Origin of the sequence: Chryseomicrobium aureum, from assembly GCF_016909155.1 — a bacterium.
In the GTDB taxonomy this organism is placed as follows: Bacteria; Bacillota; Bacilli; order Bacillales_A; family Planococcaceae; genus Chryseomicrobium; species Chryseomicrobium aureum.
Genome location: NZ_JAFBFG010000019.1, coordinates 17,101 through 42,464, shown reverse-complemented (window position 1 = coordinate 42,464; position 25,364 = coordinate 17,101). Strand labels below are relative to the sequence as shown.

The window sequence follows — 25,364 nt, the reverse complement described above, 5'->3', positions numbered from 1 at the left end:
CAACAGGTTTAGTCAGGTTTGCGGATTTCCTTATGAAGTTGATAGCGTGCTGTCCAAGCATCAATAAAGTCGGGTGCGAACGGACCTTTCCGTTGCTGTATCCAGTTCTTTAAAGTCTGGATTGTACGCTTTAAAATGATATCAATCTCGTCAGGGTAGTCCATCTCTTTCTTGTGTTGCTCATACTCGTCTTCATCTAAGAGTGTGTACGATTGATCTGGAAATACTTTCATATCCAGATCGTAATCAATGTACTTCAACATTTTGTCTTCATAGACGAATGGCGAACTTAAATTGATGTAGTAATATACTCCATCTTCACGCAACATGCAAATAATATTGAACCAGTACTCGGCATGGTAGTAGCAGATCGACGGTTCACGCGTCACCCATGTCCTTCCATCCGATTCCGTCACTAATGTTCGATCATTTGCAGCTATGACAATATTTTTTGTCCCTTTCAGCACCATCGTCTCATGCCAGACACGATGAATATTGCCATTATGTTTATAGCTGTGAATCTGGATCATTTCTCCTTCCACCGGAATAGTCATGATGTAGCCACCTTCTCAAATGACAAGCTGAAAAACCTATCTAATTTATCTGTGATGTTTCACATTATAACAATACTAGAAGGAAAAAAGTAGTATAACAGTAGCCTTGTCAAAATTTCTTATTCAGCAAGATTTCTCATTTTCTGTATGGGAACTGGAAGCGGAAGCTGATTCAACTCCTCTTCTGTCACCCAGCGACCCGCAAACTTTTCGGCGTCTTTCACTTCAACCTTACCTACAAAGACTTCAATCTCCCATTTTAAGTGACTAAATAGATGCGTGACTTCTCCAACTTTCTCGACTTCCAACCACGTGATGCCATACAGATCCGCCCAATTTGTCTGATTCGTTTCGATAAGAGGATACTGCCATAGTTTCGCAAGCAGCCCTTCTTCCCTTTGCTCGACCAACCACTTGCCGTCTGAACGTTTCAGCATATAGCCATTGTATGTGATTTTTTTCACTTTCGATTTTTTACTTTTAATAGGAAGAGAGTCAGTTTTCCCCTGTTCAAATGCAGCGCATTGCTCTCGTACAGGACATAGTAAACACTTCGGTTTCCCCGGTGTGCAAATTGTTGCACCAAGTTCCATAACTCCTTGATTGAATGAAGACGGATCTTCCTTGTCAATAATCATCATAATTAAGTCTTCGAAAATCTTTTTTGCTTTCGGTTTTGCGATATCTTCTTCTATTGCATAGAGACGACTTAACACACGCATAACATTTCCATCTACTGCATGCTCTGGGACACCATAAGCAATACTAAGAATAGCACCTGCTGTGTAAGGTCCGATCCCTCGAATCGCACTGATTTGCTCACGTGTATTTGGAACTTTAGCATCGTAAAGTTCGATTACTTCTTTGACACCTTGCTGCAAATTTCTTGCGCGAGAGTAATAGCCGAGTCCCTCCCATAATTTCAGCAATTCTTCTTCCTCCGCATTTGCGAGGTCATGCATCGTTGGAAAAGCTTTAGTGAAGCGATTATAGTACGGAATAACTGTATCCACCCGTGTTTGTTGAAGCATGACTTCCGAAATCCAAATATGATAAGGATCGGTAGTATGTCGCCACGGCAAATCTCGTTTTTCTTTTAGATACCACTTAACAAGATTTTGTTGAATCTCTTTTCCTTTTTGATCAAGCATTGTGTTCCTTCCTTTCGGATTACATTTGATGAGAAAAGGGTAAAGTCAATGTGCTAGGCATCTGAGTAATTTTCTTATATTCTAGTATCAATCCATTTATAAAGGAGGGTGACGTTTGCATGGACACTGGTACACACATCGTGATGGGTATTGCCCTCGGAGGATTGGCCACAATTGATCCGGTCGTCGCAAACCACTCTGTAACATTCACCGCGGTCCTTGCGGGAACAATTATTGGTTCACAGGCACCTGACATAGACACTGTATTAAAACTTCGGAACAATGCGGTTTATATTCGACATCATCGAGGAGCCACTCACTCCATTCCTGCAGTGATCACTTGGCCCCTATTGATTACACTCGGACTAAGCTTCATCTTTCCATCTGCTGACATGCTACATGTCTGGCTCTGGACGTTCTTGGCAGTCTTTCTTCATGTTTTTGTAGATATCTTCAACTCATATGGAACGCAAGCACTCCGTCCGATTTCAAATCAGTGGGTCGCGCTTGGGGTAATCAATACATTTGATCCCATTATTTTTGGAATTCATATTATAGGATTGCTGACATGGGCTTTGGGAGCAAATCCTGTAATCACCTTTTTAATCATGTATGCGATTATCATTGTTTATTACATCGTTCGTTTTCAAGTACAAGCAGCCGTTCGACATGCTGTGAAATTAAAAATACCAAATGCCGAACGAATTATCATTTCCCCAACTATGCGTTTTTATCAGTGGCGCATTGCGGCGATTGATGGCAATCACTACTATGTAGGACGCGCTTACGGACGGAATATTACGATATATGACAAGTTCGAGCGTCAGCCACTTCCGGAAAATAAAATTGTCCGCGCTGCACTTAAAGATAAAAATATTGATGCCTTTCTCTCGTTCTCCCCTATTTACCGATGGGAAGTCACAAAACACGAAGAAGTGCATGAAGTACGTTTTATCGACCTACGTTACCGTAGCAATGATTATTATCCTTTTGTTGCAGTTGCACACTTGAACAGTGAGCTAGAAATCGTGAACTCTTATACAGGTTGGATATTCAGTGAAGATAAATTGCATAAAAAACTTGATTTTAACTTGGATGAATCATGAAAGTAACCTCTAGCGTTTGCTAGAGGTTACTTTACTTTTTCAAGCATTGAAATTGGCAAAGCTTCTTCAAAACGTTCTCCGCCTAGTCGGTATCCCCATGCAAAACGTCCTTTTAAATACTCCACTTTAAAGTAGACTCCTGGGTCTCCTTCTATTTTATACAACTCACCCGGAATGATAGATTTAGGATCAATCAAGTATGCTTGAGCCATTTTTGCTTTGCGTTCGTACACTGCGTATTCATTTACAATACCGAGTTGCTCTGCTTTTCGGGATTTTTCTTTTAGGTTTGCGATTTCCTGTCGCAATTCTTGCTCGTTCATCTGACTATATTTCTTATCCATCTTCTTGCTCCTTCATATCTATAAATTGATCAATAATTTCTAATGGAAAGCCTTTTCCGTAAAGTTGTTGCTTCACTTTTTGGCGTCTTTCACGCCCGTTGTATTTTGCTGACACTTTACGCCATGCCTTCTCGCCTTGATCTTGTAACTTTGCATCCCATTCATCTGTGACGAGTTCATCTTCTAATCGGCTTATTACAGATTTTCCAATATGAAAAGGATAGCCTTTGCGCGCTAGGAGATCTTGGATTTTCTTTTTTTGTTGGGATGGCGTGAGTTTTTGGGCGGAACGTAATGTTTTTTCCGCAAGGGCCATGGCTACTTCTATCTGATCCTCTTCCGTGTACGTGTCGAGAACTTGTTGACGTGTGTCTTCATCAATACCTTTTTGTTTTAAAGACTGTCTGATTGCGTTCGGTCCCTTCTTAGATGAATTCTTTTCAGTAGACAATAACGCTTTCGAGAATGCTTCATCATTTAAGTAGTTGTAATCATGTAATTTTTTGATTGCTTCAAGTGCTACAGACTCTCCGTAACCCGAGTCGAGTAATTTCTTCTTTACTTCTTGTTCACTTCGCATACGAAAACTTAAATAATTGAGTGCTGCACTAAATGCCTTTCGCACTTCATCTTCATAAACCATGTCATCCATTTCAAAGTCTGCAACGACCTTACCTTTAGTGAGTTGATGCTGAATGAGTACACTTTCATCCACGCTAAATGCATATTCTTCATCTAAATAAATATTATAACGGTCTTGATGTCTTTTCTGACGTGTAATCTTTGTGATGACTGGCATATTTTCAGCTCCTCAGGTTCATCTACGAGATTTTAGGGTAACTTCTATAGTATCATACAAAAAAAAGGAGGTCATTCGATGAAGTTTGCAATTACGGGTGGCACAGGCTTTGTAGGGAAAGAACTAACAAATTTGCTACTTTCTCAAGGTCATCAAGTGTTTATTCTTACACGCTCCGATAAAAAAAGTGATTCATCTATCACGTTTGTCAAATGGCTTACAGAAGGCGCAACGCCTGAAACAGAATTAGAAGGTATTGATGGGATTATCAACCTTGCAGGCACTTCAATTAACGAGGGTCGCTGGACGGATGATCAGAAAAAGAAAATCTATGAAAGTCGCATGGAGGCAACTGATGAAGTGCTCCGGATTATCGAAACTCTTTCAGTGAAACCATCTGTTCTCGTGAATGCTTCCGCAATAGGAATTTATCCTAGCTCTAAGCACAAAACATATACAGAAGATTCACCTGAACGAGCAGATGACTTTTTAGCCAAAACCGTTGAGGACTGGGAAAAGAAAGCTAAAAAGGCTGAACAACATGGTGTTCGTGTAGCCTGTGCTCGATTTGGTGTCATTTTAGGAAAAGACGAAGGTGCTCTCCCACTTATGGCATTACCTTATAAATTATTTGTCGGTGGCAAAGTAGGTTCAGGGAGACAATGGCTTTCATGGGTACATGTAAAAGACGTGGCAAATGCGATTTATTTCGCACTTACTACAGATGAGCTCTCGGGTGCTTTCAATGTAACCGCACCACGACCACTTCGAAACGATGATTTTGGAAAAGTACTTGGGACAGTCTTACATAGACCTCACTTAGTACCTGTCCCAGGTGTCGCTCTAAAAGCGGCTCTAGGTGAAAAAAGTCAGCTTGTGCTTGAAGGTCAACAAGTCATTCCAGAAGTCTTGTTGCAACATGGATTTAAATTTGAGTTTCCAACAGCACAAGAAGCCCTTAAGAATATTTACGGATAATTGAGATTTATGAGCACACCCTACTTTAAAAAGGGTGTGTTTTATTTTGCGTATCGTGCATATAAAGTGGTGAAAAAACAATTTACTTAACATTCGATAATGGCTATGAAAACGGCCAGACAACTTCTATTTTAGACACGTTGAAAGAACACGACATATCTTTTGGTCGATGGCGATTGTAGATTGGCATCAAGACCGTAGGCGCGGCAAAGATGTAGTCGTAAAAGAGTTAGTTGATCAGTTACACCCCGGTGCCATTGTATTGTTGCATACAGTAACACAAGACAACTCGGATGCTTTGCCTGAATTTATTGCTGAAGCAAAACGTCTCGGTTACACATTCAAAGAATTAGATGAATTGCGCAAACAGTCCGTGAATACGCCCATCTCTTTCCATTGACTTCTCTCGTCCTGTATAATGAGGACATACTAAGAAGGACGTGAAGTGAATGAGTGAAAATGTAACAATTAAGATCGGGCAAGAGTTCCCGCTAACAATCAAACGACTCGGTATCAACGGTGAAGGGGTTGGATTCTTCAAAAAGCATGTAGTGTTCGTTCCAGGAGCACTTCCTGGAGAAGTCATTACAGCCCATGTAACAGAAGTGCAACGCCGCTTTGCAACTGCAAAAATCAAGCAGATCCGCGAAAAATCTGAAGACCGCGTGACTCCTCCTTGTCCGGTTTATGACGCTTGCGGAGGGTGCCAACTTCAACATATGACGTATACCCGGCAGCTTGTTGAAAAACGTGATATCGTTCTCCAAGCGCTAGAACGCTACTCACCAGATGTGACGGAGGAACTTGTCAAACCGACTATCGGAATGGAAGATCCTTGGCATTACCGGAATAAGAGTCAATTCCAAGTACGTCAAAAAGGTGCGAAAGTGATGGCTGGTTTATTTGCAGCCGGTTCAAATTTCTTAGTCGATATCGATGACTGTCTCGTGCAACAACCGGAAACTACAAAGATCACAAACGAAATCAAAGCATTTATTGAGCAGTACAAGATCCCTGTTTACGATGACAAAGACCCACAAGGCATCATCCGTTCAATCGTTGTTCGTAAAGGAATCGAAAGCGGCCAGATTCAAGTGACACTCATTACAACAAAAAAGAAATTCCCGCACAAAGAAGAATTGACACAGGCTATCACTAAAATGAATGCTTCCATTGTCTCAATCAGTCAAAACATCAATGCAGACCGAACAAGTTTGATTTTTGGTGAAACTACGTTTAACTTATGGGGTAAGGAAACAATGGTTGAAATATTAGACGGTCTTGTATTCGACCTATCCGCTCGTGCTTTCTTCCAATTGAATCCCGTACAAACCGTTCACCTTTATAACGAAGTGAAAAAAGCCGCTCATCTGACGGGTACTGAAAATGTTGTAGATGCTTATTGTGGCGTTGGCACAATTGGCCTTTGGTTAGCAGGTGACGCAAAAGAAGTACGCGGTATGGACATCGTTCCGGAAGCTATTTCAGATGCGAAGAAAAATGCGGCCCGTAACAACCGGAAAAACACACAATTTGTCGTGGGAACTCCTGAAGAGTGGGTTTCAAAGTGGCAAAAAGAAGGATTTGCGATCGATGTTTTAACAGCTGACCCACCTCGTACCGGTCTTGATAGCGAATTGATGGATGTTATTTTACGTACGAAACCGAAACGCTTCGTGTACACGTCTTGTAATCCTTCCACTCTAGCTAAAGACCTAGCGCGTCTAACAAAAAAATATTCAGTGGTTTCCATTCAGCCAGTCGATATGTTCCCACAAACTTCTCAAATCGAGTGTGTGGTAGAGCTGGTCTTAAACTAAACTAAAATCCGTCTTGTCTCTCTGTTTGAGGAACAAGACGGATTTTTAGTTTCCAAATCATTGATACAATTACAATCAAGAGATTAATTTATGCATTGATAAAGTTGAGTGGAGTGAAGGGGCTGACTCCAGTGGGAGTAAAGTCGGAACGTGAGACCCCGCAGGAGCCTGCGACGAGGAGGCTCACGCCGCGCCCTCGGAAAGCAGCCCCTTAACGGAACTCAACTTGATACTGGCACAGGCTTTCGCCACGCAATCGGAAGCATAATCAAAAGTAATAACCCGGATACCAACCACAAAAAACTAATCGAAGAAGTAAATTGCAAGAACAGTCCCCCTGCAAAAGGACCTGTTAATGAGCCTACACTAAACGCAATTCCACAAAGTAAATTGCCTGTCGGCAGCAATGCCTTCGGAGTCAAATCTGTCATGTAAGCAATTCCTAAAGAAAACATGGAACCAACAAACAACCCTGCTACAAAGAATGAAATGATAATGGCTATGACGTATGTCTCGAACAAACCGCCGATAAAGAAGGCTGTCGCCCCTCCCGCCAATAAAATTACAAGCATCGGACGTCGACCAAAACGATCACTCAAAGCACCGAGTGGCAACTGACTTACAACGCCTCCGATTGAAAATGCCGCTAAGATGATGGAGACATTCGCCACTTCGATACCTTGTCTCAAACTATAGACCGGAAAAATTGCGTGAAGACTAGATTCTAAAAAGCCGTAACTTAATGGGGGCAGGAAAGCCACCCATGCAATGACAAATGAAGCTTTAAATCGTCCGGCGGAGGATAAAGACTTTGTCGTATAGGTTTCAGGGAAATCATTTTTTAAAAAGAACACAAACGACCATGCAATCAAACAAAGAACCGACGAAACAACAAACGGCAACCCTTCATGGATGGAGACAAGAGGAACTAGAAGGGGTCCTACTGCAAAACCTAAACCGAATGATAAACCATAAAGTGCAATATTCTTTCCTAATCGGTCTTTCGGAGACGTACTAGTAATCCATGTCTGAGTCGAAAAATGAAGAGCATGATCTCCAATACCAATTAACAAACGAAGGACAAACCAAAACAATACACTCTTCCACAAGGGGAAAAGTGCTAGAGAAATAATAACGAGTAGTCCACCAACTAAAATGATTGGTTTATACCCCCATTTTCGAAGTGGTGCCTCCATAAATGGAGAGACTAACAAAGTTCCGATATAAAGGCCTGTTGCACTCAAACCGTTTAATGTAGCATTCACTCCATCCTGTTCAAAGATGATGGAAATTAAGGGGAGTAACATCCCCTGTGAAAATCCGGATATGGCAACAATCAATACTAATATGTAAAAACGCTGGCGTGTTGTAATTGTCATAGATATAGCCTCTTTCTTTCTATTCACTTTCACCAGTCTAGCACGGAAATGCACACAACAAAAGACCTCGACAGTCTGCATCACTGTTGAGGTCTTTTATACGTCTTTAACTACCTTATTTTGTTTCATAACTGCATTTAACGGCTACTATCCAGCCGGTGAAATGTCTGAACCGCCTCCTAACGTTGTTGGTTTTCGACAGGTTCACTACGGCCTCCTTCCTAGTAGAGATTACAGTAACTTTATCACAAAGTAAAAGTTGTGTAAATATTCAAAATAGATAAATTATTAAAACACTTCTATCCTCCTATCTTTTTCCCAACGATTCGGGTATAGTATAAGTGCTGAAGGAGGTGTCTCAGATGGGAAACCAAGTGACCAATCAAGAGCAACAAGTCCGCTATCTGAAGGACCGTCTCAATATGTTCTTACAAGTTCTTGACTCAATTGAGCCCGAATCGACAAAAGTAGAAGATATCGATCGCTTAATTCAAATGATGGATGATTTAGAACTAAAGATGGATCAATTCAAAAAAACACAAGAGTAGCTTAGCTACTCTTTTTTTCATGTTCACAGAAAGGTATACTTAAAGTAATACCTCATATAAGGGAGAATCAATTATGTACACTGAAAATCTTGAAAAAAGTATTTATACGTTAATCACAGAGACAAGTACGAACCTTCCAAAAGACGTCCGTCGTGCCATCGCTAAAGCGAAGAAAGCTGAAAACGCTGGAACACGTGCAGCAATGAGTTTAGATACAATTGCGAACAATATTCAAATGGCAGACGACAACGTCTCCCCTATCTGTCAAGATACTGGGTTACCAACTTTTAAAATCAAAACACCAATCGGGGTCAATCAACTAGAAATCAAAGCAGCAATCAAACGTGCAATCGCAGCGGCTACAAATGATGCGAAGCTTCGCCCAAACTCAGTCGACTCTCTAACTGGAGAAAATAGTGGAGACAACTTGGGTGCTGGTGTACCTGTGATGAAATTTGAACAATGGGAAAATGACTACATTGAAATGAAGCTCATCTTAAAGGGTGGCGGTTGTGAAAATAAGAACATCCAATACAGCCTACCTGCTGAACTCGAAGGCCTAGGCCGTGCAGGACGAGATTTAGATGGAATACGTAAATGTATCCTCCACTCTGTGTATCAAGCACAAGGACAAGGATGTTCTGCTGGCTTTATCGGTGTTGGAATTGGCGGAGATCGTTCGTCTGGATATGACCTTGCAAAAGAACAATTATTCCGTTCTGTTGAAGATGTAAATCCGGATGCCAAACTTGCTGAGCTAGAGGACTATATTGTTGAAAAAGCGAACACACTAGGTATCGGTACAATGGGCTTCGGCGGAGAAGCTACTTTGTTAGGATGTAAAATTGGGGTTATGCATCGTATTCCTGCAAGCTTCTATGTATCGGTAGCTTATAACTGTTGGGCGTATCGCCGTATGGCAATTGATATCTCTCCGGCAACTGGTGAAATTACTAACTGGCACTATCAGGACGGCGAGAAAATTGAATTTAAACAACAAGAAACTATTGAAGAAGAAGTGAAAGAAGTAGTGCGCTTAGAAGCACCTATTACTGAAGAGAAAATCCGCTCATTAAAAGTTGGTGACGTTGTCTCAATTTCAGGGCGTATGTACACAGGCCGCGATGCTATTCACCATCATTTAATGAGTCATGATGCACCCGTCGACCTTGACGGCCAAATCATTTATCACTGTGGCCCAGTGATGCAAAAAGATGCGGAAGGCAATTGGCACGTTCGTGCAGCTGGCCCTACTACGTCGATTCGTGAAGAACCTTATCAAGGAGACATCATGAAGAAATTTGGTATTCGTGCTGTCATTGGTAAAGGTGGTATGGGGCCTAAAACGCTAGCTGCCCTAGAAGAGCACGGCGGTGTTTATTTAAATGCAATTGGCGGAGCCGCTCAGTACTATGCGGATTGTATCAAAGGTGTAGACGGTGTCGACTTAATGGAATTTGGTATTCCTGAAGCCATGTGGCACTTACGTGTAGAGGAATTTACAGCTGTTGTTACAATGGACTCTCACGGAAACAGTCTTCATGCAGATGTCGATAAGTCATCATTAGAAAAACTAGCACTTCATAAAGAACGCGTATTTTAATTTAGGTGGGAGGGATTTTCAGAAATGAAGATCCCTTTTGTTGCATTTTCTCTTAATTAGAATTATTATAAAGTAATAATAATTTTAAGGACGGTGCGCATATGCTACATAGATTGTCTCCTCACATCGAATTAATCAATGCATTGGTTTCAGGCCTCTTGATTTTAACAGGATGGATATTATCAAGAAATGACTTGAACACGGCGTCCGTCATCGTGTTTCTTTTTGCGTTTGCGATTGGTGGTTACTTTAAAGCAAAAGAAGGAATTGAAAAAACCGTAAAGGATCGAAAACTAAATGTAGAACTGCTTATGATTTTGGCTGCAGTTGGATCTTCCATTATCGGGTATTGGGCAGAGGGAGCGATTTTAATCTTCATCTTCTCATTAAGTGGAGCTTTAGAGACGTACACAATGAATAAAAGTAAAAAAGAAATTGCCGCTCTTGTAAATATGCAACCAGATCAGGCATGGAAACTTGATGGATCGAATATCCCTCACCTAGTGGATGTAGACTCTTTACAATTAGGGGATCGCATACTCATCAAGCCCGGTGAAAAGATTCCAGCAGATGCAAAAGTTATTGATGGTGTGTCTTCAGTTGATGAGGCAGCTATCTCTGGTGAACCCATTCCTGTTACAAAACAAGTGGGCAGTGAAATCTTTTCCGGGACAGTGAATGGCAGTGGTGTATTGACTGCAGAAGTTATAAAAGAAAACGCAGATTCCCTTTTCCAAAAAATCATTGCGCTTGTTCAAGCTGCTCAAAACGAAAAGTCTCCTTCTCAACAGTTTATTGAGCGTTTTGAAGGGACATATGTAAAAGTAGTATTAATTACTGTTGGTTTCATGCTCTTCCTTCCTCACTACCTAGTTGGATGGGATTGGTCGACAACTTTTTATCGTGCCATGGTGCTTCTTGTAGTAGCATCCCCTTGTGCTGTTGTCGCTTCCATCATGCCAGCGACGTTGGCTTCTATTTCGAATGGTGCACGGAATGGAATATTAGTAAAAGGGGGTAGCCATTTAGAGAGTTTAACAAAACTCACTGCTATAGCATTTGATAAGACTGGTACACTCACTAGGGGAAAACCCGAAGTGACGGACTTCATTACACGACCCGATGTGGATGAGAAAAAAACGCTTCAAATTCTAGCATCCATTGAGGACAAATCTAATCATCCTCTAGCTGTAGCAATTACAAACTATGCAAAAAATCAAGGAGTCTCCCCTACTCTTCAGTTAGATGTCCAAGATGTCACAGGTTTTGGTATGAGTGGAGTAATGAATGGAGCGACCTATAAAGTGGGTAAACCCGATTTTGTAGGGCGTGAAGAAGCATTTTCTTTTGCAGGAAGAATTTCAGAGTCATTGGCGTCTGAAGGAAAGACTGTTACCTATATACGTGACGATCAAGGCATTTTAGCATTAATTGCATTAAAAGATCAGGTCAGACCTGAAGCAAAAGAAACTATTGCTCGACTTAAAAAGCTAGGGATCACCACAATTATGTTGACTGGCGATAATGCGAAAACTGCTGAAACGATTGCAAAAGAAGCAGGAATCGATGAATTTGTAGCAGAATGTTTACCTGAAACAAAAGTCACTGAATTGAAGAAATTAAAAGAGAAATATCCTTATGTGGGGATGGTTGGAGATGGAATCAATGACGCTCCAGCACTCGCAACCGCTACAACTGGTTTTGCGATGGGCGATGGAACTGATGTAGCATTAGAAACAGCAGATGTCGTGTTGATGAAAAATGAACTCACAAAACTCTCTTACTCTGTCGAACTCTCACGCAAAATGCAACGGATCGTAAAACAAAATTTAGCTTTCTCAATCGCTGTCATAGCTCTTTTAATTATTTCGAATTTCTTACAAATAGTAAACTTGCCACTAGGTGTAATTGGACATGAAGGGTCCACTATTTTAGTAATAGTAAATGGATTACGCATGTTAAAAAGTTTGTGAAATAAAAAAACAGCTAGTTCTCTAGGGTTAACCTGAGAGAGCTAGCTGTTTTTTTAGTCTATACTTGCTTAGCATCTAATCGTTCTCTTCTCTCTTGCATGACCGCGTTAATTTGTCCACCAATCATCAAAATCGTTCCTGAGAAGTAAAGCCACATCATCAGTACAATAATTGCACCTAAACTTCCATATGTAGCTGTATAATTTGCAAAATTACTAACATAGAAAGAAAATGCTAAAGATACGATGATCCATCCCACTGTGGCGAATAAACCACCTGGAATGACACTCTTTAAATACAGTTTTGCATTTGGGACAAGCCAGTAAAGAGCTGTCAGAACCAAGAAAATAATAAACGGAGGAATGATAAAGCGTATGCTATTCCACACGGTTAAGAACATGTCATCTAAGCCCAAAAACGAGAACAAAAATACCCCTATTTGTTCACCAAAAATCGGCAGAAGCAATGCAATAACGAATAACCCAATAATTAGAATCGTAAATAGTACTGAAAGTCCTCTTACAATGAAAAAGGGTCTAGATTCTTCTAAACCATATGATTTATTGAGTGATTTCATTATAGCATTGACACCATTGGAAGCAGACCAAATCGTTCCCAAAATACCGAGTGATAATAATCCACCATTCCGGTTTTGCAAAACCTCTGTTAACGTCCCTTCAAGTAACCCGTACACATCTGCTGGTGCATATTCCCTCAAAAACTGAAATAGTTGATCTTCTGGCAAATTTAAAAAAGGAAGTAGAGTAACCATAAAGATTAGTAAAGGAAATAATGAGAGTAAGAAAAAGAATGCTAGTTGTGCACCTAATGCTGTAACATCCGACCTTTGGATATGTTGAAGAAGATCTTGAAAAAATCCTTTTAACGTAGTCGGGTCATAGGTTTCTGTAGTTTTCTTTTCCTTATTCTTACCAAACTTCATAAAGGTTAATTTCTCTTTCCAGTCCGTTGCTCTTGATGAAGGTTCTTCATTGTTATTCTGATTTTTTGGAGTCTCCTCCATTTGCATCACATCCTCATGAATTAGCCATTCTTTTTTTCGTTTTCACCATACTTTTCAGCATATTCTGGAGTTTGTTGTTGCATATGTGGATCATGTGATGCTTCTTGTTCTTGTATTGCTTCATTTGATGCTTCAGAAATCATTTCTTTATATTCTTCTTTTGAAGAACTAAATGTATCTTTTGTTTCTGAAAATAACGTTTGAACTTGAGGGGCAATCTGCTTGACTTCATTTACTTGAGAAGAAAGATACTGTGCATCTTGAGATAATTTTTCGTATAGAGATTTGTAATGATTAATTTTCATTTCAATATCATGTTTTAAAATTTCACGATTTTCACTGTAGTATCGTGCTCTCTCCTGCGCAGATCGTGCACGAGTTTTCATAACTTCACGCGTTTGACGATCCAGTAAGCTAATAGCAGCTCCTGCTAATGCTCCAAATAAAATACCTTTAGAAAATTTACTTTGTCCCATTTAGAACGCCTCCAAAATCATTATTTATTTCATAATATAATCTATTATACCCTTAGACAAATTCAACGAAACGACTAGATTCAAAAAAATTGTCTTGACTAGAGTGCAGAATTTTATGAATATTAGTTATATGTACGGCATCTACTATATAGGAGGATAGTTGCTTTATTGAAAGATACAACAAAGGGGGATACATATGGACGCAATCTATGATGTTTTAGGTGCAATTTCTGACGTGGTTTGGGGACCACCATTGTTAATCTTAATTGTAGGTACAGGTATTTATTTAACATTTCGTTTAGGACTTTTACAAATTTTCATGTTACCTGCAGCATTGAAGCAAACTTTCTCTAAAAAGCACGATAAGACCGCTCAGGGAGATATCTCTCAATTCCAGGCGTTAACCACTGCACTTGCTGCTACTGTAGGTACAGGTAATATCGTAGGGGTTGCAACTGCAATCGTTCTTGGGGGACCTGGTGCTGTTTTTTGGATGTGGCTGTCAGCCGTATTCGGAATGGCGACAAAATATGGTGAAGCGGTACTCGCTGTAAAATACCGTGTGAAAGATGCCAATGGTGAAATGGCTGGAGGCCCGATGTACTACTTAGAACACGGGTTGAAGCAAAAATGGTTAGCTGTCCTATTCGCGATTTTCGGAGCTCTTGCAGCATTCGGTATCGGTAATGGTACACAATCGAACTCCGTTGCAAATGTTGTGAACAATACGTTTAACGTTCCAAACTGGGTAACCGGCCTTGTTCTAATGGTATTTGCGGCTTTAGTTATTATCGGCGGTATTAAATCCATCGGTAAAGTAACTTCTGTATTCGTACCAGTTATGGCTGTGTTCTATGTATTTAGTGGGCTTTTGATTATGATTCTTAATGTTACGGAAGTTCCAGGTGCTGTTATGACAATCATCGAAATGGCATTCTCGACTGAGGCTGCTGCAGGTGGTGCTATCGGTGCTGCAATCCGTTACGGGGTAGCTCGCGGTGTCTTCTCAAATGAAGCTGGACTAGGATCTGCTCCGATTGCGGCTGCCGCTGCTAAGACAGACTTACCTGGTCGTCAAGGTTTAATCTCGATGACGCAAGTATTCTTTGATACAATCATCATCTGTTCAATCACGGGTATCACAATCGTTATGTCTGGTCTTTACACAACTACGGATCAAGCTGGTGCTGGAACACTTACATCTAATGCATTTGGTTATTTCTTAGGTGATGTTGGACCAATCATTGTTGCAATTGGTTTGATTTTCTTTGCATCTTCTACAATTTTAGGATGGGCGTATTATGGAGAGAAGTGTTTCCAATACTTATTTAAAAATCCATCATTACTAATTGTTTACCGTTTGTTGTTTATAGCAATGGTATTTGTAGGATCTGTCATTTCTCTAGATTTGATTTGGACGTTCTCTGACGTTGCAAACGGGATGATGGCGATTCCTAACTTAATCGGTTTACTCGGATTATCTGGAGTAATTGCCTATGAGACGAAGTTAATTCGTGAAAAATTAAAAGAAGAAAAAGCACAGGCTTAGTCTATTGACAACCATCTCATAGCGTGGAATGATAGATGGATGAACGAGAAAGGCGGTACAGTATGGATCTCACTCAACCATCTAAAGAAAACATCACGTATATGATCAATGCAATCAAAGATAAGCTACGAATGGTCAATGTGGATGCAATGAAAGCTGAAGATTTTACAGCCTCTGAATATGAGGACTTGTGTTATCTTTATGAAATGGTTTCAAAGCGTGACTCATTCAGTCCAAGTGAAATGCAAGCAATCGCTTCAGAGCTTGGAAATTTACGAAACTAAAAACAGGCGCCCTCAAGAGGGCTGCCTGTTTTTTAGTTAGTGCTATAGGCCTTTGCGATTTCTGCACCAACACGCGCATTGTTCATAACAAGAGCGATATTAGCTTCTAAAGATTTTCCTTCTGTTAACTCTTTCACTTTGCCAAGCAGGAATGGTGTTACATCTTTCCCTTTCACTCCTTGTGCTTCTGCTTGTTGGAGCGCATCTTCAATGATCGCTGTAATTTCCTTTTCATCTAATGATGACTCATCCGGAATCGGATTTGCAATCACTGCTCCACCTTGTAGTCCCATTCCCCACTTCATTTTGAGCATTTCCGCTACTTGTTCTGGAGAATCGACACGAAAGTTTGATTTGAACTGGCTAGTCGCTGAATAGAAAGCCGGGAATGCATCCGTTCCGTACCCGACTACTGGTACACCTTTTGTTTCTAGGTACTCAAGAGTTAAACCAATGTCTAAGATTGATTTTGCACCTGCACAAATGACCGCTACATTCGTTTGCGCTAGCTCTTCAAGGTCCGCTGAAATATCCATTGTCGTTTCGGCTCCACGGTGAACCCCGCCAATACCACCAGTAACAAATACTTGAATACCCGCAAGTTCTGCACAAATCATTGTTGTTGCAACTGTTGTTGCGCCAATTTCTTTTTCCGATAATACATAAGCTAAATCACGACGTGATGTTTTTCGTACATTCTGACTTGTTGCAAGAAGCTCTAAGTCTTCATCTGTTAAACCAATTTTAATGCGTCCGTCCATTAGTGCAATTGTTGCAGGCACTGCTTCGTTTTCACGGATGACTTGCTCCACTTCTTTGGCCATCTTTACGTTTTCCGGGTACGGCATACCGTGCGAAATAATTGTGGACTCTAGAGCGACTACTGCTTTACCGCTTTCTAATGCCTCTTTGACCTCTTGTGTGTAATCTACTAAATGCTTCATTTTAATTCCTCCATTTCTTTTATTAAACCTTCTTCTGTGAGTTCTGGTCGTACTGTGTAATTTGACTCTAACGTCTTTGTTGCATTTAACAGCCCTGCTTTTAATGCCGGTTCTATCGTTCCAGTTTTGAGCCAACAATGCAATGTAGCCGCGACAAATGAATCTCCTGCCCCAGTAACATCTACAACCTGCTTAGGCTTCATCGCAGACATTTTCTCTACTTTATCGTTTTCTGAGTAAGAAATACCGTTCTCTCCGTTGGTGATGACTGTTTTACGAATGCCGCGCTCTTGAAGTACTTGATGGGCTTTTTTGAGAGACTTTTGATCATTTATTTGAAGACTTGTAACGAGTTCTGCTTCCCCATGATTGCAGATTAACCACTCTACACCCGATAAATCCTCCGGTAGATTTTTCATCTTTGGTCCAGAGACTGGAACGATGGCAACCGGAACTTTATATCGCTTGGCTAAGTGAAGCAATGTCGTAATAGAATCTTTTTCAATATTCAAGTCGATTACAATAAGACTGGCATTTGGGAACAGGTTTTCATTCTGTAAAATCCACTCCGGTGTAATGGACTTATAAATTTCCATATCGGCAAGTGCAAGTTGCATCTCCCCTTGTTGATCAAGTATCGCTGTATAGGTTCCTGTTCGTTCATTTTCACTCTGAAGACAATAGTGCATGTCTGCCCACTGGGCGGTCTTCTCACGAAGGAATTCAAACTCTAAATCTTTTCCAGCTGCACTCAATAGTTTAACTTCATGGCCAAGTCTCCCTAAGTTCTCCGCTATATTGCGCGCTACTCCTCCAGCCGTCTGATAACTAGTAACAGGGTTTGAAGTATGAAAGACGAGTTGATCTTTGACAATCATTTTTCTATCGATGTTCATACCACCAAAAACTAAAATCGAATTCGTTTCCGCCAGTACATAGGCACGTCCCTTGATGGCACCACTTTTTGTTAATCCGGAAATTAAATTTGCTATAGATGGCCTAGACAAGTGAAGTTTTTCTGCAAGTTCTACTTGACTGGCATAAGGATTAGTTCGAATTAAATCGAGTAACTGAAGTTCTTTTTCTGTATACATGATTTCACCACCCTTTTAAACATTTGTTTATATAATAAACTATTGTTTAAAAAATAGCAAGCGTTGTCATTGTTTAATTAAATTAAATCTAGACCGTTGCACAGATTCCCTTTAACCTGCTATTCTTAAACTAGTCTTGAATTTAAGGAGGAACATCATGTCATTTGATAAATTACTTGAAAATTATGCAGCACTCGCTGTTGAGATCGGTGTGAATATTCAACCTGGTCAATATCTTTACATTGCAGCTTCTACAGATACGCTGGAGTTCACGCGTGCTGTAACAAAAAAGGCTTACGAAGTAGGGGCAAAACAAGTCTTTGTTGACCTTTCTGATGATCAATTGGCACGTATACGCTACGAACATGCTCCAGCAGACTCTTTCGACTTCTTCCCTGAGTGGAAAGTTATGGAGCGTGAACAACTCGCAGAAAAAGGCGCTGCATTCATGAACATCGTTTCGCAAAGTCCCGATTTATTAAAAGGAATTGACTCAACAAAGATCGCGACTTTCCAAAAGACAGCTGGTAAGGCCCTTTCAAACTATCGTCAGTATGTCCAATCTGATAAAATCAGCTGGACAGTGATTGCCGCTCCATCACAAGGCTGGGCAGCTAAAGTATTCCCAGATGCACCTTCAGAAAAGCAAGTGGATTTATTATGGGAAGCCATATTTAAAGCCGTACGTGCAGATCAAGCAGACCCGGTTCAAGCATGGGCAGATCATGATAAGACGCTTCATGAAAAAGTCGACTATCTGAACAATAAGAAGTATAAATCGCTTCATTACACTGCACCAGGAACGGATTTAACAATTGATCTACCTACTGGTCACTTATGGGCAGGAGCAAGTAGCACAAATGAAAAAGGCGAAAGCTTTATGGCTAATATGCCTACAGAAGAAGTTTTTACTGTGCCACATAAAGACGGTGTGAATGGCTATGTGTCGAGTACGAAACCACTCAGCTATGGTGGAAATATTATAGATGACTTCAAGCTGACATTTGAAAATGGCCGTATTACGCAAGTAGAGGCAAAAGAAGGAGAAGAGGTACTGAAAAAACTAGTTGAAACTGACGAAGGCTCTCATCGCCTAGGTGAAGTCGCACTAGTCCCACACGATTCACCGATTTCAAACTCGAACATTCTCTTCTACAACACATTGTTTGATGAAAATGCATCGAACCATTTAGCAATCGGTTCAGCGTATGCTTTCTGTTTAGAAGGCGGAAAAACTATGTCGCAAGAAGAATTGGCAGAGCACGGTCTAAATGAGAGTATTACACATGTTGACTTTATGATCGGTTCAGACGAAATGGCGATTGATGGCATCCTTGAAGACGGAACAAAAGAAGCGATTTTCCGTAAAGGAAATTGGGCATTTTAATCTGTTCACATTTGTGACCTACCTTTTTGATCTAAAATCATGTATACTACATGTAGAATCTCAGAAGAGGTGAAAAACCATGGGTCTATTTTTAGCAACGGTTTTTGGTTTTCTAACTGTCATGGGTATCGCGGGTTCTGTAATGATGTATTACTTTAATACAGCAATGGATTCGCACGATGCAGAGAAAATCGATCCACGTCCAGAGCATTACTAAAAGAGCTGATTTTTCAGCTCTTTTTTTCATGTCATGAACTTACTTTTCATTTACAATTGCGTAACAAAACATTTACGGAACTATGAATTTCCACTCCTAATGCCTTACATTTTAAGCTCTAGGTATGTCTTTTCTCCTCTTTTTTAACGCAACCATTGAAACACTCCATTATTTGCCAAGTGAACTAACCCTCCCCTTCTTATATAATAGGAACGTCTTAGAAAGAGGAGGATGTCACTATGTTCCAAAACATTCAAATTGGTATTGATCTAGGTACTGCCAATACGTTAGTTTATTCAAATACAAAAGGTATTATATTAAATGAGCCTACAGTAGTAGCGATAGATAAAAACACGGGTTCGATAGTTGCGTTTGGAGAACAAGCCAAAAAAATGATTGGTAAAACACCCAAGTCTATTGAAATTATTCGTCCTTTACGTGAAGGTGTGATTGCTGATTTTGAACGAACGACTCAATTATTGAAACTCATTATGGAGCAAGCGAGTAAGAAACTCGGAACCGCTTTACGAAAACCTACCGTTGCAATCTGCACTCCATCTGGAGCTACTTCAGTTGAACGTCGTGCAATTGAAGATGCAGCGCGTCAAAGCGGTGCCAAAGAAGTATATTTAGTAGAAGAGCCTGTTGCCGCTGCAATTGGATCCGACCTTCCAGTTCACGAACCTGTCGCAAGTATGATCGTGGATATCGGTGGTGGAACAACAGAAGTTGGCATCATCTCATTTGGTGGAGTGGTTGCATCCAATACTACAAAAGCTGCGGGAGACAGTATGAATGAAGCCATTATCATGTACGTACGCAAACAGTACAACATCTTAATCGGTGAACCAACTGCAGAAGAAATTAAACATGAGATTGGCCATGCACTCGTGCCTCATGAAGTAGAGCAATTAACTGTTACAGGTCGTGATGTCGTTACAGGCCTTCCTAAATCCGTCACTTTGTCTTCTGATGAAATCCAAGAAGTGTTGCGGGAATCTCTGGAGATTATCCTTGAAGCAATCCGTGCTACATTAGAAGTATGTCCTCCTGAACTCTCAGGTGATATCGTAGATCACGGTGTCGTCTTGACAGGTGGAGGCGCACTATTAAAAGACATCAGTGAGTGGTTGAGTACTGTTATCGATGTGCCTGTGAATTTGGCACCAGAGCCTTTACATGCAGTTGTCATTGGTACAGGTAAAACGGTTATGCCTAAATTTAAGCGCGTAAAAGCTGCAAAATAATTCGCCAAACACTCCTTTCTTCTAGTATACTAATGATGAAGAAGGGAGTGTTTTTTTATGTCTAATTTACACGAAATTTTAGCTTATAATGAAAGCTTCGTTCGCAACAAAGAGTATGAACCTTATGCAACAACGAAATTCCCGAACAAAAAAATGGTGATTCTTTCCTGTATGGATACTCGCTTAGTTGAGCTTTTACCAAAATCACTGAATATCCAAAATGGAGACGTGAAAATTGTTAAAAGTGCAGGTGCTATCATCAATCACCCATTCGGCGGTATTATGCGTAGTTTATTAGTAGCTGTGTATGCCCTTCAAGCAGAGGAAATCTTTGTAATTGGTCACCATGATTGCGGGATGGCTTCTGTAGATCCGAATGCAATGATTGATTCAATGATAGGTCGTGGTGTAGATGCCTCTACAGTCGATATTTTAACCAATGCTGGTGTCAATGTACATGAATGGTTAGAAGGCTTCGACAATGTTGCGGATAGTGTGCAACACAGTGTGGATATGATTAAAAACCATCCACTTTTAATACCAACAATCAAAGTCCATGGCTTGATTATTGATCCTGCGACAGGCAAATTAGACCTTGTCCATGACGGAACAAAAGACTAATCAAAAAGACTCGTCACGTGGACGAGTCTTTTTGTTTTGCATAGTGTCGTGCTTGAAAATCTGTTTTCGTCTGAGCAAATAATAAATGATCCATCCAATTGCCGTTGATATAGAGCAGTTGATTGAGATATCCCTCTTCATAAAAGCCCGTTTTCTTTAACAAATGGACAGACGGCTCATTGTATGGAGATACATATGCTTCGACTCGGTTTAGCTGAACCTGACTAAACGCAAACTCTGAGACCAATTGAATGGCTTCTTGAGCATAGCCTTTACCAATCTCTTGTTGATCAATCGCATAGCCAATCATTCCGCTTAGAAAAGGCATTCTTTTGATACTATACAAAGAAATGGTCCCCACAAGCTTGAAGGTGTCTTTCGTGTAAATGCCAAAGCTGTATTCGCGTTGCTCCTTCATTAACTTTAGGGTTTCTCGTATCTTTTCCCGTTGAATGATGGCTGTATAATACGAGTCTCTATGGACAGGTTCAAATCGGCCCCAGTAGTCTTTGTTGTCTCGAACAAGCTGAGCGAGAATTGCTGCATCACTTAATTGAAACGTCTTACAGATACAGCGCTGTCCATCTAATCGAATCATCTACATTCCTCCTGTTACACGAGGCTTAAGAATTCCTCAACATCTGCGTGACAAAGAGCGATGCCTTTTGCCCAGAAGTCTTTTTTCGTGATATCTTCATTTAAATGCTTTTTCGCTAAATCTTCAACCGACATGATTGCTGTATCACGAAGTAAAGCAATATACTTTTCTTCAAATGAAGAACCTTCTTCTTTTGCTTTTGCATAAATGGAAAGGCTGAATAAGTATCCAAACGTATACGGGAAGTTGTAGAATGGTACACCTGTAATGTAAAAATGCAACTTCGATGCCCAGAAGTGTGGGTGCGTATCTGCAAGTGCCCCTGCATAAGCCTCTTGTTGGGCTTCTGCCATCAGTTCATTCAAACGGCTACTTGCTACAATCCCTTTTTTACGCTCTTCATAGAAACGTGTTTCAAATAGGAAGCGCGAATGAATATTCATGAAGAATGCGACACTACGTTGAATTTTGTCTTCAAGCAGAGCTGCTTTCTCTTCTTTTGAAGTCGCATCTGCAACAGCCGCATCTGCAACAATCATTTCAGCAAACGTGGATGCCGTCTCTGCTACACCCATAGCGTATTGACGATTCAACCAATGAACTGGTCGCAATGCATACGAATGGAAAGCGTGACCGAGTTCATGGGCAAGTGTCGATACATTCGACATCGAACCGCTATATGTCATAAAGATACGTGACTCTTGTGATACAGGCATCCCTGTACAAAAACCACCCGGACGTTTGTTGTCACGGTCTTCTGCTTCAATCCAGCCATTTTCAAATGCATGGCGAGAAAATGACTCAAGCTCAGGACCAAATTGTTTAAAATGCTTAAGAATGAACTCAGCACCTTGTTGATAATCCATAGTTTTTGCAGATTCACCAATCGGCGCATCCATATCATGCCAATGGATTTTTTCAGTACCCAAAAGTTTTGCTTTTTTCGTTAAATACTTTACGAAAGGTTCTTTTCCGTCTGTAATCGCGCCCCACATTGCGTCTAACGTTTCCTGACTCATGCGATTGATTGAAAGCGGCTCATCTAGCACATCATTCCAACCGCGTTTTTTGTAAACAGCTAGACGGTAACCAGCTAAATGATTCAATGTTTTAGCAAAGAATTCTTCTTTTTCTTCAAATGCTTTTTCTAAAGCTTCTTTTACTGCTTTACGAACTTCTGGATTTTCATGAGAGTATAGATTGCTTGCTTGCCCAATTGAAAGCTTCTTTTCAACACCTTCTACTGTGACAGCAACCTTCATGTCAGCAATTAGTAGATCATAAAGCTGACCCCATCCTTGATACCCATCGACGCCTAAAGAAGTGATCAGTGCCTCTTCTTCTTGCGATAATTTTTTTGCCGCTTTTTCACGCCATTCATTTAAAATAAATTCGAATTCGTTTAATTCTTCAGAAGCTATAAGTTCTGTCCAAACCGATTCATCTGTTTTAGACCACTTCTGTTGTATCGTCATCAGGATTGTGCCAAGACGAGCACCTAAGCTACTAACCTGCCCTTGTAATAATGCTGCTTTTTTGTCAGTTGTATCTTGGGCTAAGAAACAACCAATCGTCGCTCCTGCTTCTGATAAGTTCGTTGCAACATCTTTCAGTTGTTCGATGATATCACGCATTGCTTTAGATTCAGAAGCCGATTGCGGAGTTTCTAGACTAGCGAGCTGTGATTCAAACGCTTCAATCTTAGCCTCAACTTGCTCTAGATGGCTTGCTAGTTGTGGAGAATCTGAACCTCCTGGAAAAAATGTGTCAAGATCCCATACAAGTGGGTATGTAGTTACTGTCATAGTTATTCCCCTTTCATTTCGTCTCCCTAAGTATATCATGAAAGGCTTTAATTTTCTCAACATTTCAATCATTCTTACTTGTTCACAAAGGGTTCAATTCTAATTTCCAAGTAACACCTGTATACTAGTAACTAGAAAAAGGAGGGATTATTATTTTAAAGCTTATTTTAATGGGACTCGGTCTCGCTGCAACAATTGCGATAAATGCGCTTGCGAATATCCTTCCAATCAACGGTCAAACTACTGGTGAGATTTCAAACCGACTTCCGGTCCTATTTACACCCGCAGGTTATGTATTTTCTATCTGGAGCGTAATTTACATTCTGTTAGTGATTTGGATTGGTTACCAAGTCGTACTACGAAAAAGAGGCACTGAGCCTAGCTGGAAAAGGACTGGTCTGTTCTTGGCTAGTTGTGTATTTAATTGTGCATGGATTTTGACATGGCATTATGAATACTTTTTAGTGACCCTTGTCATGATGGTAGGTCTAGTAACTGTATTGGCGCTGTTATACGTGACATATCCAAGAAAAGGATCTGACTGGAAAGAGCGTGGTCCGATATCAGTGTATTTAGGATGGGTGAATGTAGCTCTTGTAGCTAATATTTCTTACGTGTTGACGTACTATGAATGGAACGGTTTTGGACTATCTGACCAATTATGGACAGTATTTGTGCTGACTTTCGCCACAGCATTAGCTCTGCATTTCCGCTATCACTACTATGACCGAATTATGCAGTTGGTGTTCATTTGGGCGTTTATTGGCATCGCCGTAAGATTAGGGTTTGATGAGTTGCTCGTATCTGCTGCTGCTTTGTTTTTAAGTGCGGTCTTAGTGGCAGGAATTTTCTATCTGAATAAACCGTTTAGAAAGCCTTAAGCTCATGTTAATAGAAGTTGAGACAAACTGATTCGTATAAAGAAATAGTTGAAATCTCAAAATTGAAAAGTGGGTAGGGGTGACTCCAGCGGGATTTAAAGCGGAAGCTGAGACCTTGGCTCAGCCCGCGCCCGCGGAACGCTTCCCCTACACACCCAACACCATAAAAAAAGGAGTTACTCAATTTATGAGAAACTCCTTTTCTTTATCATTTTTTCTCAATCAAGCTTTGTTAAGATGAGTGGCGCATCTTTTGTTACCACAATCGTATGCTCGACTTGAGCTACTAATGATCGATCAGGTGTGACAAATGTCCAGCCGTCTCCAAGTTCCATGATGGACTCTGCTTTTTGAGAGATAAATGGTTCAACTGCTAATACCATTCCCTCTTTTAATATTGTTGGCTCCCATGCATCATAATAGTTCAAAATGTGTTGGGGCGCCTCGTGCAACGAGCGACCTACGCCATGACCTGTCAAGTTCATAATGACTGTAAGACCGTTTGATTTTGCTTCACGTTCAACAGCCTTACCGATTTGGTTCAACTTTGCGCCAGCTTTCACTTTCAACATTGCACGATCAAATGCTTGTTGTGCCACATCGATTAACTTTTGCTTTTCTTCATCGGCTTGTCCAAGGACAAAAGAAATTCCTGTATCCGCATAAAATCCATCACACTTACCAGAAACATCTATGTTCACAAGGTCACCTTCTTGTAAAATGCGACTTCCCGGAATACCATGAGCAACCTCTTCATTGACACTAATGCATGTATGTCCTGGAAAATCATACTCTGCAATCGGTGCCGAGACAGCGCCTTTTTCTTCAAAAAGCTTTGCACCGATTTCATCTAATTCTTTTGTCGTCATCCCAGGTTTCGCAGCGTCCTTCATCGTGTCACGAATCTCTGCAACAATGCGACTTATCTTTTTCAATCCTTCTAACTCTTGTGGTGTTTGAATAATCATGTGTTCGAACCCTT

The 25,364-nt window shown here is 40.6% G+C and carries 27 protein-coding genes; 15 read left to right on the top strand and 12 right to left on the bottom strand.

Annotated elements, in window-relative coordinates:
* Positions 1 to 8: 8 nt before the first annotated feature.
* Both ntdP and mutY read right to left on the bottom strand, forming a co-directional pair.
* A complete protein-coding gene (ntdP, locus tag JOD03_RS11620) occupies positions 9 to 554 on the bottom strand; it encodes a nucleoside tri-diphosphate phosphatase (protein WP_204591304.1) in 546 nt (181 codons plus the stop codon).
* A 119-nt stretch (positions 555 to 673) separates the two neighbouring features.
* Complete coding sequence (gene mutY, locus JOD03_RS11615; protein ID WP_204591302.1) at positions 674 to 1,705, bottom strand: A/G-specific adenine glycosylase; 1,032 nt, start codon at positions 1,703 to 1,705, stop codon at positions 674 to 676.
* A 119-nt stretch (positions 1,706 to 1,824) separates the two neighbouring features.
* Between mutY and JOD03_RS11610 the strand changes: the two genes are divergently transcribed.
* The gene (locus JOD03_RS11610) at positions 1,825 to 2,811 is read left to right on the top strand and encodes a metal-dependent hydrolase (protein WP_204591300.1); all 987 of its coding nucleotides are present in this window, start codon (positions 1,825 to 1,827) and stop codon (positions 2,809 to 2,811) included.
* Between the two features lie 26 nt (positions 2,812 to 2,837).
* Here JOD03_RS11610 and JOD03_RS11605 read toward each other — a convergent pair whose 3' ends face one another.
* Entirely contained in the window at positions 2,838 to 3,155 is a 318-nt protein-coding gene (locus JOD03_RS11605; RefSeq protein WP_204591298.1) for a YfhH family protein, read from the bottom strand.
* Positions 3,148 to 3,954 carry a recombination regulator RecX gene (gene recX, locus JOD03_RS11600; protein ID WP_204591296.1) on the bottom strand — a complete coding sequence of 269 codons (807 nt, stop codon included), beginning with the start codon at positions 3,952 to 3,954 and terminating at the stop codon, positions 3,148 to 3,150. The genes JOD03_RS11605 and recX overlap by 8 nt, the downstream gene beginning before the upstream one ends.
* Positions 3,955 to 4,032: 78 nt before the next feature.
* Between recX and JOD03_RS11595 the strand changes: the two genes are divergently transcribed.
* The 4 genes from JOD03_RS11595 to rlmD all read left to right on the top strand — a co-directional run bounded on the left by JOD03_RS11595 (position 4,033) and on the right by rlmD (position 6,752).
* Positions 4,033 to 4,932, top strand: coding sequence for a TIGR01777 family oxidoreductase (locus JOD03_RS11595; RefSeq protein WP_204591294.1), 900 nt, complete (start codon positions 4,033 to 4,035; stop codon positions 4,930 to 4,932).
* 80 nt (positions 4,933 to 5,012) lie between these two features.
* On the top strand, positions 5,013 to 5,114 hold the full coding sequence (locus JOD03_RS13800) for a polysaccharide deacetylase family protein (RefSeq protein WP_338032474.1): 102 nt from the start codon (positions 5,013 to 5,015) through the stop codon (positions 5,112 to 5,114).
* Positions 5,102 to 5,332: a polysaccharide deacetylase family protein gene (locus tag JOD03_RS11590; protein WP_239584967.1), complete on the top strand. Its 231-nt coding sequence runs from the start codon at positions 5,102 to 5,104 to the stop codon at positions 5,330 to 5,332. Before JOD03_RS13800 ends, JOD03_RS11590 begins: the two co-directional genes overlap by 13 nt.
* A 49-nt stretch (positions 5,333 to 5,381) precedes the next feature.
* On the top strand, positions 5,382 to 6,752 hold the full coding sequence (gene rlmD, locus JOD03_RS11585; protein ID WP_204591292.1) for a 23S rRNA (uracil(1939)-C(5))-methyltransferase RlmD: 1,371 nt from the start codon (positions 5,382 to 5,384) through the stop codon (positions 6,750 to 6,752).
* A 221-nt stretch (positions 6,753 to 6,973) separates the two neighbouring features.
* Here rlmD and JOD03_RS11580 read toward each other — a convergent pair whose 3' ends face one another.
* A complete protein-coding gene (locus JOD03_RS11580; RefSeq protein WP_204591290.1) occupies positions 6,974 to 8,131 on the bottom strand; it encodes an MFS transporter in 1,158 nt (385 codons plus the stop codon).
* A gap of 362 nt (positions 8,132 to 8,493) precedes the next feature.
* Here JOD03_RS11580 and JOD03_RS11575 point away from each other — a divergent pair, with 362 nt between their 5' ends.
* The 3 genes from JOD03_RS11575 to JOD03_RS11565 all read left to right on the top strand — a co-directional run bounded on the left by JOD03_RS11575 (position 8,494) and on the right by JOD03_RS11565 (position 12,255).
* Positions 8,494 to 8,679 (top strand): SE1561 family protein, encoded by a 186-nt coding sequence (locus JOD03_RS11575; protein ID WP_204591288.1) that lies wholly within the window; start codon positions 8,494 to 8,496, stop codon positions 8,677 to 8,679.
* Positions 8,680 to 8,752: 73 nt separating this feature from the next.
* Positions 8,753 to 10,282 carry a fumarate hydratase gene (locus JOD03_RS11570; protein ID WP_204591286.1) on the top strand — a complete coding sequence of 510 codons (1,530 nt, stop codon included), beginning with the start codon at positions 8,753 to 8,755 and terminating at the stop codon, positions 10,280 to 10,282.
* A 101-nt stretch (positions 10,283 to 10,383) separates the two neighbouring features.
* Positions 10,384 to 12,255 carry a heavy metal translocating P-type ATPase gene (locus JOD03_RS11565; protein WP_204591284.1) on the top strand — a complete coding sequence of 624 codons (1,872 nt, stop codon included), beginning with the start codon at positions 10,384 to 10,386 and terminating at the stop codon, positions 12,253 to 12,255.
* 58 nt (positions 12,256 to 12,313) lie between these two features.
* Here JOD03_RS11565 and JOD03_RS11560 read toward each other — a convergent pair whose 3' ends face one another.
* Positions 12,314 to 13,279, bottom strand: coding sequence for a YihY/virulence factor BrkB family protein (locus JOD03_RS11560; RefSeq protein WP_204591282.1), 966 nt, complete (start codon positions 13,277 to 13,279; stop codon positions 12,314 to 12,316).
* A 20-nt stretch (positions 13,280 to 13,299) separates the two neighbouring features.
* Positions 13,300 to 13,755 carry a YtxH domain-containing protein gene (locus JOD03_RS11555; protein ID WP_204591280.1) on the bottom strand — a complete coding sequence of 152 codons (456 nt, stop codon included), beginning with the start codon at positions 13,753 to 13,755 and terminating at the stop codon, positions 13,300 to 13,302.
* Positions 13,756 to 13,951: 196 nt separating this feature from the next.
* Here JOD03_RS11555 and JOD03_RS11550 point away from each other — a divergent pair, with 196 nt between their 5' ends.
* Entirely contained in the window at positions 13,952 to 15,304 is a 1,353-nt protein-coding gene (locus tag JOD03_RS11550) for an alanine/glycine:cation symporter family protein (RefSeq protein ID WP_204591278.1), read from the top strand.
* 62 nt (positions 15,305 to 15,366) lie between these two features.
* Positions 15,367 to 15,588 carry a DUF1128 domain-containing protein gene (locus JOD03_RS11545; protein WP_204591276.1) on the top strand — a complete coding sequence of 74 codons (222 nt, stop codon included), beginning with the start codon at positions 15,367 to 15,369 and terminating at the stop codon, positions 15,586 to 15,588.
* A 32-nt stretch (positions 15,589 to 15,620) separates the two neighbouring features.
* On the opposite strand, the gene JOD03_RS11540 is transcribed toward JOD03_RS11545, so the two are convergent.
* Positions 15,621 to 16,532, bottom strand: a complete 912-nt coding sequence (locus tag JOD03_RS11540; RefSeq protein ID WP_204591275.1) for a pseudouridine-5'-phosphate glycosidase — start codon at positions 16,530 to 16,532, stop codon at positions 15,621 to 15,623.
* Positions 16,529 to 17,626: a PfkB family carbohydrate kinase gene (locus JOD03_RS11535; protein WP_204591274.1), complete on the bottom strand. Its 1,098-nt coding sequence runs from the start codon at positions 17,624 to 17,626 to the stop codon at positions 16,529 to 16,531. Before JOD03_RS11535 ends, JOD03_RS11540 begins: the two co-directional genes overlap by 4 nt.
* Before the next feature lie 157 nt (positions 17,627 to 17,783).
* On the opposite strand from JOD03_RS11535, the gene JOD03_RS11530 reads away from it, so the two are divergent.
* From JOD03_RS11530 to JOD03_RS11515, 4 genes are all read left to right on the top strand, one after another.
* Positions 17,784 to 19,013, top strand: a complete 1,230-nt coding sequence (locus JOD03_RS11530) for an aminopeptidase (protein WP_239584966.1) — start codon at positions 17,784 to 17,786, stop codon at positions 19,011 to 19,013.
* A 79-nt stretch (positions 19,014 to 19,092) separates the two neighbouring features.
* Entirely contained in the window at positions 19,093 to 19,230 is a 138-nt protein-coding gene (locus tag JOD03_RS11525) for a hypothetical protein (RefSeq protein WP_204591273.1), read from the top strand.
* Positions 19,231 to 19,469: 239 nt separating this feature from the next.
* Positions 19,470 to 20,477 carry a rod-share determining protein MreBH gene (mreBH, locus tag JOD03_RS11520; RefSeq protein WP_204591272.1) on the top strand — a complete coding sequence of 336 codons (1,008 nt, stop codon included), beginning with the start codon at positions 19,470 to 19,472 and terminating at the stop codon, positions 20,475 to 20,477.
* A 57-nt stretch (positions 20,478 to 20,534) separates the two neighbouring features.
* Positions 20,535 to 21,098, top strand: a complete 564-nt coding sequence (locus JOD03_RS11515; protein WP_204591271.1) for a beta-class carbonic anhydrase — start codon at positions 20,535 to 20,537, stop codon at positions 21,096 to 21,098.
* Positions 21,099 to 21,111: 13 nt separating this feature from the next.
* Here the strand turns inward: JOD03_RS11515 and JOD03_RS11510 are convergent, their stop codons facing one another.
* Positions 21,112 to 21,696, bottom strand: coding sequence for a GNAT family N-acetyltransferase (locus JOD03_RS11510; protein ID WP_204591269.1), 585 nt, complete (start codon positions 21,694 to 21,696; stop codon positions 21,112 to 21,114).
* A gap of 14 nt (positions 21,697 to 21,710) precedes the next feature.
* On the bottom strand, positions 21,711 to 23,501 hold the full coding sequence (locus JOD03_RS11505) for a M3 family oligoendopeptidase (RefSeq protein ID WP_204591267.1): 1,791 nt from the start codon (positions 23,499 to 23,501) through the stop codon (positions 21,711 to 21,713).
* Positions 23,502 to 23,671: 170 nt separating this feature from the next.
* On the opposite strand from JOD03_RS11505, the gene JOD03_RS11500 reads away from it, so the two are divergent.
* Positions 23,672 to 24,382 carry a TspO/MBR family protein gene (locus JOD03_RS11500; RefSeq protein WP_239584965.1) on the top strand — a complete coding sequence of 237 codons (711 nt, stop codon included), beginning with the start codon at positions 23,672 to 23,674 and terminating at the stop codon, positions 24,380 to 24,382.
* Between the two features lie 218 nt (positions 24,383 to 24,600).
* Here JOD03_RS11500 and map read toward each other — a convergent pair whose 3' ends face one another.
* Positions 24,601 to 25,350 carry a type I methionyl aminopeptidase gene (gene map, locus JOD03_RS11495; RefSeq protein WP_204591265.1) on the bottom strand — a complete coding sequence of 250 codons (750 nt, stop codon included), beginning with the start codon at positions 25,348 to 25,350 and terminating at the stop codon, positions 24,601 to 24,603.
* Positions 25,351 to 25,364: the final 14 nt, after the last annotated feature.

Coding starts and splice junctions, on each gene's coding strand:
- ntdP (WP_204591304.1), bottom strand. CDS start 554: ATGACTATTCCGGTGGAAGGAGAAATGATCCAGATTCACAGCTATAAA.
- mutY (WP_204591302.1), bottom strand. CDS start 1,705: ATGCTTGATCAAAAAGGAAAAGAGATTCAACAAAATCTTGTTAAGTGG.
- JOD03_RS11610 (WP_204591300.1), top strand. CDS start 1,825: ATGGACACTGGTACACACATCGTGATGGGTATTGCCCTCGGAGGATTG.
- JOD03_RS11605 (WP_204591298.1), bottom strand. CDS start 3,155: ATGGATAAGAAATATAGTCAGATGAACGAGCAAGAATTGCGACAGGAA.
- recX (WP_204591296.1), bottom strand. CDS start 3,954: ATGCCAGTCATCACAAAGATTACACGTCAGAAAAGACATCAAGACCGT.
- JOD03_RS11595 (WP_204591294.1), top strand. CDS start 4,033: ATGAAGTTTGCAATTACGGGTGGCACAGGCTTTGTAGGGAAAGAACTA.
- JOD03_RS11590 (WP_239584967.1), top strand. CDS start 5,102: ATGGCGATTGTAGATTGGCATCAAGACCGTAGGCGCGGCAAAGATGTA.
- rlmD (WP_204591292.1), top strand. CDS start 5,382: ATGAGTGAAAATGTAACAATTAAGATCGGGCAAGAGTTCCCGCTAACA.
- JOD03_RS11580 (WP_204591290.1), bottom strand. CDS start 8,131: ATGACAATTACAACACGCCAGCGTTTTTACATATTAGTATTGATTGTT.
- JOD03_RS11575 (WP_204591288.1), top strand. CDS start 8,494: ATGGGAAACCAAGTGACCAATCAAGAGCAACAAGTCCGCTATCTGAAG.
- JOD03_RS11570 (WP_204591286.1), top strand. CDS start 8,753: ATGTACACTGAAAATCTTGAAAAAAGTATTTATACGTTAATCACAGAG.
- JOD03_RS11565 (WP_204591284.1), top strand. CDS start 10,384: ATGCTACATAGATTGTCTCCTCACATCGAATTAATCAATGCATTGGTT.
- JOD03_RS11560 (WP_204591282.1), bottom strand. CDS start 13,279: ATGGAGGAGACTCCAAAAAATCAGAATAACAATGAAGAACCTTCATCA.
- JOD03_RS11555 (WP_204591280.1), bottom strand. CDS start 13,755: ATGGGACAAAGTAAATTTTCTAAAGGTATTTTATTTGGAGCATTAGCA.
- JOD03_RS11550 (WP_204591278.1), top strand. CDS start 13,952: ATGGACGCAATCTATGATGTTTTAGGTGCAATTTCTGACGTGGTTTGG.
- JOD03_RS11545 (WP_204591276.1), top strand. CDS start 15,367: ATGGATCTCACTCAACCATCTAAAGAAAACATCACGTATATGATCAAT.
- JOD03_RS11540 (WP_204591275.1), bottom strand. CDS start 16,532: ATGAAGCATTTAGTAGATTACACACAAGAGGTCAAAGAGGCATTAGAA.
- JOD03_RS11535 (WP_204591274.1), bottom strand. CDS start 17,626: ATGTATACAGAAAAAGAACTTCAGTTACTCGATTTAATTCGAACTAAT.
- JOD03_RS11530 (WP_239584966.1), top strand. CDS start 17,784: ATGTCATTTGATAAATTACTTGAAAATTATGCAGCACTCGCTGTTGAG.
- JOD03_RS11525 (WP_204591273.1), top strand. CDS start 19,093: ATGGGTCTATTTTTAGCAACGGTTTTTGGTTTTCTAACTGTCATGGGT.
- mreBH (WP_204591272.1), top strand. CDS start 19,470: ATGTTCCAAAACATTCAAATTGGTATTGATCTAGGTACTGCCAATACG.
- JOD03_RS11515 (WP_204591271.1), top strand. CDS start 20,535: ATGTCTAATTTACACGAAATTTTAGCTTATAATGAAAGCTTCGTTCGC.
- JOD03_RS11510 (WP_204591269.1), bottom strand. CDS start 21,696: ATGATTCGATTAGATGGACAGCGCTGTATCTGTAAGACGTTTCAATTA.
- JOD03_RS11505 (WP_204591267.1), bottom strand. CDS start 23,501: ATGACAGTAACTACATACCCACTTGTATGGGATCTTGACACATTTTTT.
- JOD03_RS11500 (WP_239584965.1), top strand. CDS start 23,672: ATGGGACTCGGTCTCGCTGCAACAATTGCGATAAATGCGCTTGCGAAT.
- map (WP_204591265.1), bottom strand. CDS start 25,350: ATGATTATTCAAACACCACAAGAGTTAGAAGGATTGAAAAAGATAAGT.